12 protein-coding genes and 1 pseudogene are annotated in these 12,928 nt (G+C 74.3%); 2 read left to right on the top strand and 11 right to left on the bottom strand.

Annotated elements, in window-relative coordinates; genetic code table 11:
• Positions 1-316, bottom strand: a pseudogene (locus tag KBX39_RS08885) (3-dehydroquinate synthase); the annotation flags it as partial.
• 92 nt (positions 317-408) lie between these two features.
• Between KBX39_RS08885 and KBX39_RS08890 the strand changes: the two are divergent.
• Together KBX39_RS08890 and KBX39_RS08895 are read left to right on the top strand one after the other, a co-directional pair.
• Positions 409-951 carry a DUF2243 domain-containing protein gene (locus KBX39_RS08890; RefSeq protein WP_104115769.1) on the top strand — a complete coding sequence of 181 codons (543 nt, stop codon included), beginning with the start codon at positions 409-411 and terminating at the stop codon, positions 949-951.
• A complete protein-coding gene (locus KBX39_RS08895; protein ID WP_210869951.1) occupies positions 948-1,736 on the top strand; it encodes a cytochrome c oxidase assembly protein in 789 nt (262 codons plus the stop codon). The genes KBX39_RS08890 and KBX39_RS08895 overlap by 4 nt, the downstream gene beginning before the upstream one ends.
• A gap of 223 nt (positions 1,737-1,959) precedes the next feature.
• Here KBX39_RS08895 and KBX39_RS08900 read toward each other — a convergent pair whose 3' ends face one another.
• The 10 genes from KBX39_RS08900 to KBX39_RS08945 form a co-directional block, all read right to left on the bottom strand.
• Positions 1,960-2,469, bottom strand: coding sequence for a shikimate kinase (locus KBX39_RS08900; RefSeq protein ID WP_043324958.1), 510 nt, complete (start codon positions 2,467-2,469; stop codon positions 1,960-1,962).
• The gene (gene aroC / locus KBX39_RS08905) at positions 2,466-3,644 is read right to left on the bottom strand and encodes a chorismate synthase (protein ID WP_210869953.1); all 1,179 of its coding nucleotides are present in this window, start codon (positions 3,642-3,644) and stop codon (positions 2,466-2,468) included. The genes KBX39_RS08900 and aroC overlap by 4 nt, the downstream gene beginning before the upstream one ends.
• A 157-nt stretch (positions 3,645-3,801) precedes the next feature.
• Positions 3,802-4,614, bottom strand: a complete 813-nt coding sequence (locus tag KBX39_RS08910; RefSeq protein ID WP_210869955.1) for a shikimate dehydrogenase — start codon at positions 4,612-4,614, stop codon at positions 3,802-3,804.
• Complete coding sequence (gene mltG / locus KBX39_RS08915; RefSeq protein WP_043324960.1) at positions 4,614-5,816, bottom strand: endolytic transglycosylase MltG; 1,203 nt, start codon at positions 5,814-5,816, stop codon at positions 4,614-4,616. Before mltG ends, KBX39_RS08910 begins: the two co-directional genes overlap by 1 nt.
• Positions 5,813-6,274 carry a Holliday junction resolvase RuvX gene (gene ruvX / locus KBX39_RS08920; protein ID WP_043324961.1) on the bottom strand — a complete coding sequence of 154 codons (462 nt, stop codon included), beginning with the start codon at positions 6,272-6,274 and terminating at the stop codon, positions 5,813-5,815. The genes mltG and ruvX overlap by 4 nt, the downstream gene beginning before the upstream one ends.
• A 126-nt stretch (positions 6,275-6,400) precedes the next feature.
• A complete protein-coding gene (alaS, locus tag KBX39_RS08925; protein ID WP_210869957.1) occupies positions 6,401-9,082 on the bottom strand; it encodes an alanine--tRNA ligase in 2,682 nt (893 codons plus the stop codon).
• Entirely contained in the window at positions 9,079-9,384 is a 306-nt protein-coding gene (locus KBX39_RS08930) for a hypothetical protein (RefSeq protein WP_013285491.1), read from the bottom strand. Before KBX39_RS08930 ends, alaS begins: the two co-directional genes overlap by 4 nt.
• Before the next feature lie 31 nt (positions 9,385-9,415).
• Positions 9,416-9,877: a DUF948 domain-containing protein gene (locus KBX39_RS08935; protein WP_104115776.1), complete on the bottom strand. Its 462-nt coding sequence runs from the start codon at positions 9,875-9,877 to the stop codon at positions 9,416-9,418.
• Positions 9,878-10,023: 146 nt separating this feature from the next.
• Complete coding sequence (locus tag KBX39_RS08940) at positions 10,024-10,641, bottom strand: hypothetical protein (RefSeq protein WP_043330338.1); 618 nt, start codon at positions 10,639-10,641, stop codon at positions 10,024-10,026.
• Positions 10,642-11,749: 1,108 nt separating this feature from the next.
• A partial coding sequence (locus KBX39_RS08945; RefSeq protein WP_247659999.1) for a LuxR family transcriptional regulator occupies positions 11,750-12,928 on the bottom strand: 1,179 nt, incomplete at its 5' end.

The following is a 12,928-nucleotide window of genomic DNA, read 5'->3' on the forward strand; positions in this document are numbered from 1 at the left end:
CCGCGCCGCCGCCCACCCCGACCACCGCGTCGGTACGGGTGAACCCGGCGTCGCCGAGCCGCTCCCAGCAGGCCGCCGCCACGTCGACGTGCTTGCCCGCCTCGGCGTCCGGCACCTCGATCAGCAGCGGCGTCACGCCGCCCTCGCGGACCGCGTCGGCGAGCCGGTCGGCGAGCGCCTTGAGCGGCGGCGCGTGCAGGAAGGCCACCCGCTCGGCGCCCGCCAGCAGCACCGGCGGCGGGTCCAGCAGGTCACGTCCCACCAGCACGTCGTACGGCCGCTCGCCGCCGACCGGGATCCGGGTCACCTCGTCCATCGCGGGCAGCCTAGTCCAGCGCGCCGCCCCCGCGCGGCCGTTGTCCACTGGCTGGGTGTTTGTCCGGCCACATCGCGGGTAGGGCGGCCGGAATGAGTGAGACGACGGCACACGCGACCCGACCGGAGTCCGCGACGAGCATCCGGCTGCCCGCCACGATCCTCGGCGTCGGGCTCGGCGGCTTCGTCGACGGCATCGTCCTGCACCAGGTCCTGCAGTGGCACCACATGCTCAGCAGCACCGGCAGCGACCGGATCGGCGTGCGCGAGTACCCGGTGGACACCGTGCCCGGCTTGCAGATGAACACGCTCTGGGACGGCCTGTTCCACGTGGTCACCTGGGTGGCGGTGCTGACCGGCCTGGCCCTGCTCTACTCCCGGGTCACACACTCGCGGGGCCGGCTGTGGCGCTCGCCGATGCTGTGGGGCTGGGCGCTGATCGGCTGGGGCCTGTTCAACCTGGTCGAGGGCGTCGTCGACCACCACCTGCTCGGCATCCACCACGTCCGCGGCGGCCCGCACCAGCTCTGGTGGGACCTCGGGTTCCTCGCGCTCGGCGTGGTGCTGATCGCTGTCGGCTGGACGATCCAGCGCCGGGCCCGCGCGGTGGACCTCTGCGCGCCGGAGCGCCGGTGAGCCTGGCTCACGCCGGGCACGCCGGCGGCGGCTTCCCGGCGATCGCGCTGATCCCGGCGGCGCTGTTCTGGGCGTACCTGGCCGCCGCGCTGCGGCTGCGGGACCCGGGCGGGCCCGGCTGGCCGCACGCCCGGACGGCGAGCTTCGGGCTGGGCGCGCTGCTGCTCGCGGGCGGGCTCGGCGCGCCGGTCGGCGACTTCGTCGGGCACATGTGGCAGCACCTGCTGATCGGCATGCTCGCGCCGCTGGCGCTGGTGCTCGGCGCCCCGGTCACGCTGCTGCTGCGCACGCTGGACCGGCGTACCGGCCGGGCCCTGGTCCACCTGCTGCGGCATCCGACAGCGCGGGTGCTCGGCCACCCGGTGACCGGCCTGCTGCTCACCGCGGGCGGGCTGTGGCTGCTCTACCTCACCCCGCTGTACCGGGCCACGCTGGACAGCCCGGCCCTGCACACGCTGGTGAACGTGCACTTCCTGCTCAGCGGCTGCCTGTTCGCCTGGTCGATCGCCGGTCCCGACCCGGGCCCGCACCGCCCGCGCGTACCGGTGCGGCTGGTGGTGATCGGGGTCGGGGTGGCCGCGCACGCCACCATCGCCCAGCTGCTCTACGCCGGGCTGTTCGTGGACGTGCCGGCGACCGCCGCCGAGCTGCGGGCCGGCGCCACGCTCATGTACTACCTCGGTGACCTGGCCGAGATCGCGCTGGCGCTGGCGCTGCTCGCCACCTGGCGACCGGAGCGGAGCCCTCGCCGCAGGGCGGCCGGGGCCGTTGCGGCAAATGCCTGACCGGCCCGTCCCGACACGTTTCCCACGCACCCATGGCGTTCCACCCACCGACGCCATCGACGCCGACTGGAACGCCACGGGTGCCATAACGCTCGGGAGACACCCAAGGCGTTCCACCCACCAACGTCATCCACGCCGGGTGGAACGTCATGGGTGCCACGACACCCCGGAGACACCCACCGCGTTCCACCGAGGGCGGGAGCCGGGCGCGGCAGTGCGGGTGTCAGGGCTTGAGCAGCGCGGCGATCTCCGCGGCCAACTCCTCCGGCGTACGCCCGTCCGTCACCACGGTCGCGGTCGCCACCTCGGCGTAGAGCGGGCGGCGCTGGTCCATCAGATGCTTGAGCGTGGCGCGCGGGTTCAGCGCGAGCAACGGACGCCCGGCGCCCAGACCGACCCGCTTGACCGCGTCCGGCAGCTCCACCGACAGGTGCACCACGGTGTGGCCGATCAGCGCGGCCCGGTTCTCCTCGGCCAGCACCGCGCCGCCGCCGATCGCGAGCACGCCCGCGTGCGACGCGAGCGCCGCCGCCACGGCGGCCCGTTCGAGGGTACGGAAGTGCTCCTCCCCCTCGTCCACGAAGATCTCCGGAATGGGCTTGCCGGCGAGGTTCTCGATGTCGGCGTCGGTGTCCCGGAAGTCGACGCCGAGCGCCTCGGCCAGCGCCGTGCCGACAGTGGTCTTGCCGGCACCGGGCGCACCGACCAGCACGCAGATCGGCCGGGTGCTCACTTGATCACCAAGCTGTCGAGGTAACCGGTCAGGTTGCGGCGCATCTCGGCGACCGAGTCGCCGCCGAACTTCTCCACCGCCGCCTCGGCCAGCACGAGCGCGACCATCGCCTCGGCCACCACCGCCGCCGCCGGCACCGCGCACACGTCGGAGCGCTGGTTGATCGCGGTGGCCGGCTCGCCGGTGGTCACGTCGACCGTGGCCAGGGCCCGGTTCAGCGACGAGATGGGCTTCATGGCCGCCTTCACCCGCAGCGGCTCACCGGTGGTGATGCCACCCTCCAGGCCACCGGCCCGGTCGGTGATCCGCCGCACGCCGGTGGCGGTGGGCACGATCTCGTCGTGCGCCTCCGAGCCGCGCGAGCGGGCCTGCTGCCAGCCCTCGCCGATCTCCACGCCCTTGATCGCCTGGATCGACATGAGCGCGGTGGCGAGGCGCGCGTCGAGCTTGCGGTCCCACTGCACGTGGCTGCCCAGGCCCGGCGGTACCCCGTACGCGAGCACCTCGACCACGCCGCCGAGCGTGTCGGCGGCCTTCTTCGCGGCGTCGACCTCGGCGACCATCCGGGCGCTGGCCTCGGCGTCGAGGCAGCGCAGCGGGTCGGCGTCGATGCGGGCGGCGTCCTCCGGGGTGGGGCGAAGCCCCGGCTTGACCGCAACCGGGCCCAGCTCGACCACGTGGGAGACGATCTCGACGCCGAGCGCCTGACGCACGAGCGCCTTGGCGACGGTGCCCACCGCGACCCGGGCGGCGGTCTCCCGGGCGCTGGCGCGCTCCAGGATCGGCCGGGCGTCGGTGTGCCCGTACTTCTGCATGCCGGCCAGGTCGGCGTGACCCGGGCGGGGACGGGTCAGCGGCGCGTTGCGGGCCTGACTCGCCAGCTCCTCCGGGTCGACCGGGTCGGCGGCCATCACGGTGCGCCACTTGGGCCACTCGGAGTTGCCGACCCGGATCGCGACCGGGCTGCCGAGCGTCACGCCGTGCCGGAGCCCGCCGATGATCTCGACCTCGTCCTGCTCGAACGACATCCGGGCACCCCGGCCGTAGCCGAGCCGGCGCCGGGCCAGCTCGCCGGAGATCTCCCCGGTGGTCACCTCGATGCCGGCGGGTACGCCCTCCAGCATCGCGACGAGGGCGGGTCCGTGCGATTCACCTGCAGTCAGCCAGCGCAACACGACGGTCAGTGTGTCACGCCCGGTGGTCACCGGCGTACGCCGCCCGCCGCATCCCGCCCACCGGACAGGCCGCCTCCGCGCCGATCTGCCGCCTCGTGGGGCGAGGCGTTAACAAGGGGCCCTTCCTCTACCGGAGGCGTTAATAAGGGGCCCTTCCTTACACCGGCAGGGCAGCGCGCATCGCGGCGCGTGGGGCGGTGACGCCGGTGAAGTGCTCGAACTGGCCGTACGCCTGGGCCAGCAGCAGGTCCAGCCCGGAGACCACCCGGCACCCGGCTGTCAGCGCCGCCGCCGCGAGCGGCGTGGGCCACGGGTCGTAGACGACGTCGAAGAAGACCGACTCCGGTCGCCAGTCGAAGTTGTCGGCGAGCGGGTCGGCCACGCCCTTCGGCACCGTGGAGATCACCAGGTCGGCGCGGGCGTGGGCGGGCGCGCCGTCCCACTCGGCCCCGGCCAATGGCACGCAGGCCGCCGCCGCGACCGGGCGCAGCTCGTCGACCGCCTCCGGGCGGCGGGCCACCACAGTCACCTCGGCCGCCCCGATCCGGGCTGCCGCCGCGATGGCCGCCCGGGCGGTGCCACCGGCGCCGAGCACGGTGACGACCGCCCCGGCGACGCAGCCCGCGCCGGTGAGCACCTCGACCATGCCGGTGACGTCGGTGTTGTCCGCGTACCAGGTGCCGTCGGCGCGTCGTACCAGCGTGTTGGCGGCGCCGACGGCGGCGGCGGCCGGTGAGACCTCGTCGGCCAGCGCGAGCGCCGCCTCCTTGCCCGGCATGGTCACCGACAGCCCGGCCCATTCCGGGCCGAGGCCCGCGACCAGGCCGGGCAGGTCGTCGGCGCCGGCTTCGATCTGGGTGTACGACCAGCCGCTCAGCCCGGCCGCCGCGTACCCGGCGGTGTGGATCACCGGGGAGAGCGAGTGGGCGATCGGCTTGCCGACCACCGCGGCGCGGCGGGGATCGGCCATCAGATGATCCCGGCCTCGCGCGCCTTCTGCTCGTTGCGTTGGTGCTCGGCGTAGGTCTCGGCGAACGCGGAGCGCCCGTCCTTGCTGATCGCCACGAAGAAGAGCCACTTGCCCGGCGGCGGGCTGAGCGCGCCCTGCAGGGCGTCCTTGCCCGGGTTGTTGATCGGGGTGGGGATCAGGCCGCGCAGCTTGCGGTTGTACGGGTTCTTCGGGTCGTCCAGCTCGGCGGCGGTCATGTCCTTCGACGCCTTGGTCGGCCGCCCGGTCAACTCCAGGTAGTAGTTGACGGTGACGTCCATCTCCAGACAGCCGCAGTCGAAGTTGCCCTTGTAGACCCGGTTGTAGGCGACCTGAGCGACCTTGCCCAGGTCGACCTTGTTGCCGGCCTCGGCCTGCGCGAGCGAGGCGACGATCAGCGCCTCGTACGGGGTGATGCCACCGCGGTCCTGCTGCACCTTCTCGGCGTACTGCATGTTCGAGGTGACGGTGAGGAAGTTGTTCACCATCAGCTTGAGCACCGTCTCGGCGGTGGCCTTCGGCGGGATCTCGTAGGTGTCGGGGAACAGGAAGCCCTCGATCGACGGCTTGACCTTCTTGCCGTCGGAGCGCTTGAACCACCAGTCCGGTACGCCGAGCGCCTCCGGATCCTTCGCCGCCGCCTCGAAGTCCTTGACCGGGATGTCGGTCTTCTCGGAGAGCCGCTTGTAGACCGTCTTCGCGGTGAGCCCCTCGGGAATGGTGATCCCGTTCACGATCCGGTTCTTCAGGTCCAGCATGGCCGCGACCGCCGCGTCGCCGCTCATCTGCTTGCGCAGCTTGTACGTGCCGGGCTGGATGTTCTTGCTGCGCGAGTTCTCCTCGGCGGCCTCGATGAACGCCTTGGTGCTCTTCACCACGTCGGCGGCGACCAGCGCGTCGGCCATGTCGGCGAGCAGCGCGCCCTGCTTGATCTCGACTGTCACCTCGCCGGTGCCGGAGCCGTCGTAGTCGGGGGTGACGAAGTAGTTCTGGACCCGGTCGAAGCCGTAGAACGCGCCGCCGCCGATGCCGCCCAGCAGGATCAGCGCGAGCGCGAGGGCGAGCAGGGTCTTGCCCCGGCCGCCGCCGGACTTGCCCTGCCGTCGGCGTACCGCGCCGCGCCGGTGCCGGCCCTTCTCCCCCCTGTCCTGCTCGTCGAAGCCCAGATCAAGGTCGTCGATCATTGCGTCCGCCTCCGCTGTGCGTCCAGCCAGCTCTGCAGAATCTCCACCGCGGCGGCCTGGTCGACCACCGCCCGTTGGCGCTTTCCCCGGACGCCCCGTTCGGCCAGCCTACGACTCGCGACGACGGTAGACATCCTCTCGTCCGTCAGCGTCACCGGAATCGGCCTCATTACATCAGCCAATCGGCTGGCATAGGCTGATACGTTCACCGCCGCGGGGCCGTGCTTTCCGGCGAGGTTGACCGGCAGGCCGACCACGATCCCCACCGCCTCGTGCTCGGCGGCGAGCCGGACCAGCTCGGCCATGTCGGCGGGCACCGCGTCCGGTTCGGCGGTCAGGTCGCGGGCCAGCGTGACCAGGGGCGTGGCGAGGATGCCGTGCGGATCACATCGGGCCACACCCACCCGGACCTGGCCCACGTCGACGCCCAGCCGGACGCCTCGGGACAGCTCGGCCACTATCGGACACCTCCCCGCCGGTACGGGCCAGGGCGGACCGGGTGGTCCGCCCTGGCGTCGATCGGTGCGCTCATGCCGTATCGCCGGGCATGCGCTCACGGCCCTCGCTCCGCTCGGTGCATTCGCTCATGCCGTACCGGCGACCGCCTGCTCGACGGTGACCAGCAGGTTCGGCGCCTCCGCCGCGGGCAGGCCGCCGCCCTGGGCCAGGTCGTCGCTGCCGCCGCCCCGGCCGGAGAACGCCGCCTTCACGAGGTCCTTCGCGCTCAGGCTCCGCCCCCGGGCGGCCTGGTTGACGGCCACCACCAGGGACGCCTTGCCGTTGGCCCGGGCCGCCACCGCGACCACCGCCGGGCGGGCCGGGTCGATCCGGCCCCGGATCTCCTGGGCGAGGGTCCGCACGTCGTTCGCAGCCGCGCCCTCGGGGGCCTCGGTGCCGACGTACGCGACGCCGCGCACGTCCTTGGCCTGCGCGGCCAGGGCGCCGGCCCCGCCGAGCACGAGCTGGGCGCGCAGCTTCTCCAGCTCCTTCTCCGCGTCGCGAAGCTGGGTGACGGTCTGCTCCACCCGGTCGGCGACCTGCTCCCCCGGCACCCGGAACAGCTCGGCCAGCCGGGACACCAGCAGGTGCTCGCGGGCCAGGAAGCCGAACGCGTCCATGCCGACGAGCGCCTCGATCCGGCGTACCCCGGAGCCCACCGACGCCTCGGAGAGGATCTTCACCAGGCCGAGCTGGGCAGAGCGGGCCACGTGCGTGCCGCCGCACAACTCCCGGGCGTAGTCGCCGACCTCGACGACCCGGACCCGCTCGCCGTACTTCTCGCCGAACAGGGCCATCGCCCCGATCCGGCGCGCCTCCTCCTGGCTGGTGACGAACGCGTGCACTTCCAGGTCGGCCAGCAGCACCTCGTTGACCTGCTGCTCCACGTCGTGCAGCACGCTCGGCGCCACACCCGTCGGGGTGTTGAAGTCGAACCGCAGCCGGCCCGGCGCGTTCAGCGAACCCGCCTGGGTGGCCGACTCGCCGAGGAAGTTGCGCATCGTCTGGTGCACCAGGTGCGTCGCGGTGTGCGAGCGGGAGATCGCCCGGCGGCGGGACACGTCGATCTCGGCGTACCCGGTCTCCCCGGAGCGCACCTCGCCGCGCACCACCTTGGCCCGGTGCACGATCAGGCCGGGCACCGGCTGCTGCACGTCGAAGACCTCGACCTGGCCGCCGCCGACGGTGATGAGCCCCTGGTCGGGCTGCTGGCCGCCGCCCTCGGCGTAGAACGGGGTGGTGTCGAGCACCAGCTCGATCGTGTCGCCCTCGACCGCGGCGGAGATCGCGGCGCCGCCGGACAGCAGCGCGCGCACCCGCGACTCGCGGCTCAGCTCGGTGTAGCCGGTGAACTCCACCGGCCCGCCGCCGTCGAGCACCGACCGGTACGCCGACACGTCGGTGTGCCCGGTCTTGCGCGCCTGCGCGTCGGCCTTGGCCCGGCTGCGCTGGTCGGCCATCAGCCGGCGGAAGCCCTCCGCGTCGACCTGCAGCCCCTGCTCGGCCGCGATCTCCAGGGTCAGGTCGATCGGGAAGCCGTACGTGTCGTGCAGCTGGAACGCCTTGTCACCGGAGAGCGCCGCCTTGCCGGCCGACTTGGTCTCCGCGATGGCGGTGTCCAGGATCGTGGTGCCGGCGCGCAGCGTGGCCAGGAACGCGTCCTCCTCGGCGTACGCGTACTGGGAGATCCGGCCGAAGTCCTCGGCCAGCTCCGGGTACGACGGCGCCATGCAGTCGCGGGCCACCGGCAGCAGCTCCGGCAGCGCCCGGTCCTGGTAGCCCAGCAGCCGCACCGCCCGGATCGCCCGCCGCATGATCCGGCGCAGCACGTAGCCCCGGCCCTCGTTCGACGGGGTCACCCCGTCGCCGATCAGCATCAGCGAGGTGCGCACGTGGTCGGCGATGACCCGCAGCCGGACGTCGTCCGGGTGCGACTCGTTGGCCGCGTGACCGGAGTGCACGCCGTAGCGCTTGCCGGTCAGCTCGGCGGCCTTGTCGAGGATCGGGCGGACCTCGTCGATCTCGTAGAGGTTGTCCACGCCCTGCAGCAGCGAGGCCATCCGCTCCAGGCCCATGCCGGTGTCGATGTTCTTCGCCGGTAGGTCACCGAGGATCGGGAAGTCCTCCTTGCCGGTGCCCGGGCCGCGCTCGAACTGCATGAAGACGAGGTTCCAGAACTCCAGGTAACGGTCCTCGTCGACCTCCGGACCGCCCTCGCGGCCGTAGGCCGGGCCGCGGTCGTAGTACAGCTCGGAGCACGGGCCGCACGGGCCGGGGATGCCCATCGACCAGAAGTTGTCGGCCTTGCCGCGGCGCACGATCCGCTCGGCCGGCACGCCGGTGGCGCGCCAGATGTCGTACGCCTCGTCGTCGTCCAGGTAGACCGTGGCCCAGATCCGCTCCGGGTCCAGCCCGAAACCGCCCGCCTCGACCGACTTCGTCGCCAGGTCCCAGGCGAGCGGGATCGCCCCGGACTTGAAGTAGTCACCGAAGGAGAAGTTGCCGTTCATCTGGAAGAACGTGCCGTGCCGGCTGGTCTTGCCGACCTCGTCGATGTCCGGCGTCCGGATGCACTTCTGCACGCTCGTCGCCCGCGCGTACGGCGGGGTCTGCTGGCCCAGGAAGTAGGGCACGAACTGCACCATGCCCGCGTTGATGAACAGCAGGTTCGGGTCGCTGATGGCGGGCAGCGGAGCGGACGGAACCACGGTGTGCCCGTTCGCCTCGAAGTGGGCGAGGAACCGCCGCTTGATCTCCGCCGTCGTCATCGCTGGTGGTCCTCCGGGAAAATCTCTCGGTCGCCGATGCGCGGGTCCTCCCGCAGCTCGGCGAACTGGTCGTCGTACACCTCGCCGCGGGCGAAGGCCTCGTGGATCTCCTGCTCACGCTCGGCCATGCCGACCCGGACGTCGTCCACGAACGCCCGCAGCGACTCGACCAGACCGCCGGCGGACTCGGACAGCCCGCTGGCGATGCCGGCCGGGGTGTACGCCTGCGCGGTCCGGGTGGCCTTGCGCACCACCAGGACGCCCACGGCCAGCCCGATGCCAAGCCAGAACAACCGCCTCATGCTCTCATCCTCCCGCGTACGCCGGTCGGGGTCAGCGGTTGCCGCGCTTGGCGGCGCGACGCTGCTGCTTGATGGTGTCGCGCACCTCGCGCTCGGTCTCGGCGTGCCGGCGCGCGGAGGCGGCGCGGCGCACGCCGTACCCGAACGCGGCCACCTTCACCAGCGGGTTCGCGGCGGCGGCCGAGACCACGGTGGCCAGGTTCGCCACGTTCGCGGTGACGTTCTGCGCGTGGCTGGTCATGGTGTCCACCTTGGCGAGCTGCAGGTTCACCCCGTCCAGCGAGGTCTGCACCTGCTCCAGCGCCACGTTGACGTTCTTCACCGTGGTGTTCACGTCCCCGAGCAGCGGCGCGGTGCGCTCGTTCACCTCGGTGATCATGCGGGTCGTCGCGTCCACGGTGTGCCGCAGCCGCAGGATCGGCACCGCCAGCACGAGCACCAGCATCAGGAACGCGCCGGCCGCGATCAGCGCAGCGATTTCTCCACCACTCACGCGCATGTCCTCCTCAAGCAGTGTCCCGGAACCCGACGCCCCGGAACGCGCGACCGTACCTACCCACTTCGCGCCACGCCGACCCGGTCACCGAGCGCGGACGGGCGTGCCAGCCCCAGACCCTACCGTCCGTGATGAAAGTCGGCTCACGACGGTGAGGGAGTCGCCTCGCCCAGCGGGTCGTCGGTCAGCGTCGGGAACGGATCCTCACCGGTGAGTGACGGATCGGTGGTCGGCGTCGGCCCGGTGCGCTCGTCGTCGATCGCGTTGCGCACCTTCACCGACACCAACGAGCCGGTGCACGTCGCCGCTGCGGGCGCGGCCGGCGCGGAGGGCGCGGGCGCGCCGTCGATCGGCGGCGGCGTGCAGGCCGGGTCGCGTACCCACAGGTCAAGCGTGAGTTCGTCGCGACGCCAGCAGGTGTAGCTGCCCTCGACCTTCTCCTCCGGGCAGCGTTCGACGCTCCACCGCCGCCAGCCGTCCTTGGCCAGCGCCTGCTCGTAGACGGCGACCGTCTGCTCCCATCCCTGCTCCGACTCGACCGCGCGTTCCCGCAGCCGGCAGTCCTGCAGGCACCAGCGGCTGCCGCTGACGTTGTCGACTGTCTTCTTCTCGGCCCAGGCGGGCACGTCGAGCGCGTCGAGGGTGTCGAAGACCGGATCGCGGCTGAGCGTCCGCATGCCGAAGTAGAGCGGTACCGCGCCCAGCAGCAGGAGGCTCACCAGCGCGAGGACACCCATCCGCAGGCGGCGCCGCTCGCGCATCTGCCGCCGCAGCTCGGACCGGGCGCCGCGCAGGCCACCGGCCTCCGCGTCGGTCTCGTCCACGCCGGGACCGGCGGGTCGCGGCGCGGGCATGCCGTCCGCGCCGGGCCGTGGCCCGGCAGCCTCCCCCGGGGGTACGACAGCAGCCGCCCGCACCACCGCCGGAGCGCCCGGAGGCGGCGCCATGCCGGCCGGGTTGCCCGGACCGCTGCGGTCCGGCTCCGGTCCGGGGCCGGCCGCCCGGCCGGTGGTCCGCTCGTCCGGTCCGACCGGTCGCGCCACACCCGCCGCCGCGCGGGCGGCAGGCGCCGGTCCGGCGGCCGCGCCCCGGGCGCCGGGCGCCACCGGTGGACGGGGTCCGCCACCGGGCGGAGGTGCCTCACCGGGCCGGACCGGGCCGGACCCGCCGGGCCCCTGCCGGGGCGGATGCGGGCCGGGACCGCCGGGTCCCTGCCGGGGTGGGTGCGGGCCGGGACCGCCGGGTCCCTGCCGGGGTGGGTGCGGGCCGGGACCGATACGGCCACCGTCGCCGCCGGGCGGACCGGCCGGACGCGGCGGGCCACCACCGGGACGGCCACCACCGATCGGCACACCACCCGTGCGCTCGACGTCGCTCTGCGGGCCGCCACCGGGTGGTACGCCGGGGCGGGCGGCGCCCCGGGCCGGGCCGGGGCGGCCGGGGTTCGCGGCCGGGGCGGGCATCGGAGGACCCGCCGGGGGCGCGATCGGGCCGGTCTGGTCGGGCCCGACCGGTGCAGCCGGAGGGCCTGCCGCCGCGCCACGCGCCGGCCCACCCGGTCCAGCCGGCGCGGGCCGCCGCGACGGCGTACCCGGATCGGCCGGTTCGGGGCGGACCGGTGGGACGGCGGCGCCGGTACGGCCGGTCGGCTCGTCGGCCGGGCGGCGGGTCACCGGCATGGCGGGGTCGGTGTGTGGCGCGCGACCGGCCTGCCGCAACCATTCGCCCGGCCGCTGCGGGCGCGGGTCGCCGGTGTCGTCAGGCGCCGCGCGACGTCCGGGCCGCGCCGCCTCGGCCGCGGCGCCGGGTTCGGCCGGCCCGTCGGGAGCGGCCCTCCGGCCACCCGGCGCGGCGCGGCGCGGCCGGTGGTCAGGCCAGCAGGCGGGCCAGTTCGGTGCGGGAGCGCACACCCAGCCGGTGGAACACGTTGCGCAGGTGGTGGTCGACGGTCCGGGTGGACAGCGACATCCGGGTGGCGATCTCCCGGTTGGTCGCCCCCTGCGCGACCAACCGGGCGATGTGCAGCTGCTGCCCGGTCAGCAACTGCTCCGGGCCGTTCGGCGCCGGCCCGACCGACTCCCCCGCCGCGCGCAGCTCCTCGCCCGCCCGGTCGGCCCAGACGGTCGCGCCGAGCACTGTGAACGTCTCCCGCGCCCGGTGCAGGTGGGCCCGGGCGTCGCGGGGGCGGCGCCGGCGGCGCAGCTCGCGGCCGAACAGCAGTTCGGTGCGGGCGCGCTCGAACCGGTCGGTGTCGGCCGGGTGCAGCCGCAGCGCCGCGTGGAACTCCCGTTCGGCCTCCGGGCCGCCCCGGGGCGCGAGCAGCGCGCGGCAGCGCGCCGCCAGGGCCCGCCGCGACGGGCTGGCCGTGCTGCTGGCCCAGTGGTCGAACACGGCGAGCGCGGCGGCCGGGCGCCCGCCGTCGTGGGCGGCGGCCTCCACCAGGTACGGCGTGGCCATCACCTGCACCAGCACCTGCCCCCGCCCGGTGCCGGTGCGGGCCAGCGTGGACAGCCGGGCGACCGCGTCGGCGTACCGGCCGTCGATGAGGTCCAGCACACCGAGCGCCCACCTGGCGTACGCGTCCGGCCGGCTCCCGGGCGCGGCCCCGTCACCGATCTCGGCGATCCGGGCCAGCGCGCCGGCCCGGTCGGCGCGTACCGCGGCCAGCACCGCGAGGATGCCGAGGTGCACTTGGGCGCAGGCGTGCTGGCCGGTGTCGCGGGCGGCGCGCACGCCCTCGCGGGCGGTCTCCGCCGCCGCCTCGTGCCGGCCCAGCCAGTACTCGGCGACGGCGCGCAGCTCCAGCGCCCGGGGCAGCAGGGACAGCTCGCCGCGCGAGCGGGCCACGTCGACCGCCCGGCCGGCGAGCCGGTGCGCGGGCCCGTCCACCGCCACCAGCAGCGCCGCCGCGGCGGCGCAGACCAGCGCGCCCGGGGTGAGCGCGGGCCCGGACAGCCGGCCGCCGAGGACGACGACCCGGCGCAGCGCCGGACCGCCACGGGCGTGGTCGCCGCGCAGGGTCGCCCCGACGCCCACCGCGACGGTGGC

Source organism: Micromonospora sp. D75, assembly GCF_018070405.1.
Classification (GTDB): domain Bacteria; phylum Actinomycetota; class Actinomycetes; order Mycobacteriales; family Micromonosporaceae; genus Micromonospora; species Micromonospora chalcea.

Coding starts and splice junctions, on each gene's coding strand:
- KBX39_RS08890 (WP_104115769.1), top strand. CDS start 409: ATGAGTGAGACGACGGCACACGCGACCCGACCGGAGTCCGCGACGAGC.
- KBX39_RS08910 (WP_210869955.1), bottom strand. CDS start 4,614: ATGGCCGATCCCCGCCGCGCCGCGGTGGTCGGCAAGCCGATCGCCCAC.
- mltG (WP_043324960.1), bottom strand. CDS start 5,816: ATGATCGACGACCTTGATCTGGGCTTCGACGAGCAGGACAGGGGGGAG.
- alaS (WP_210869957.1), bottom strand. CDS start 9,082: ATGACGACGGCGGAGATCAAGCGGCGGTTCCTCGCCCACTTCGAGGCG.
- KBX39_RS08930 (WP_013285491.1), bottom strand. CDS start 9,384: ATGAGGCGGTTGTTCTGGCTTGGCATCGGGCTGGCCGTGGGCGTCCTG.
- KBX39_RS08940 (WP_043330338.1), bottom strand. CDS start 10,641: ATGCGCGAGCGGCGCCGCCTGCGGATGGGTGTCCTCGCGCTGGTGAGC.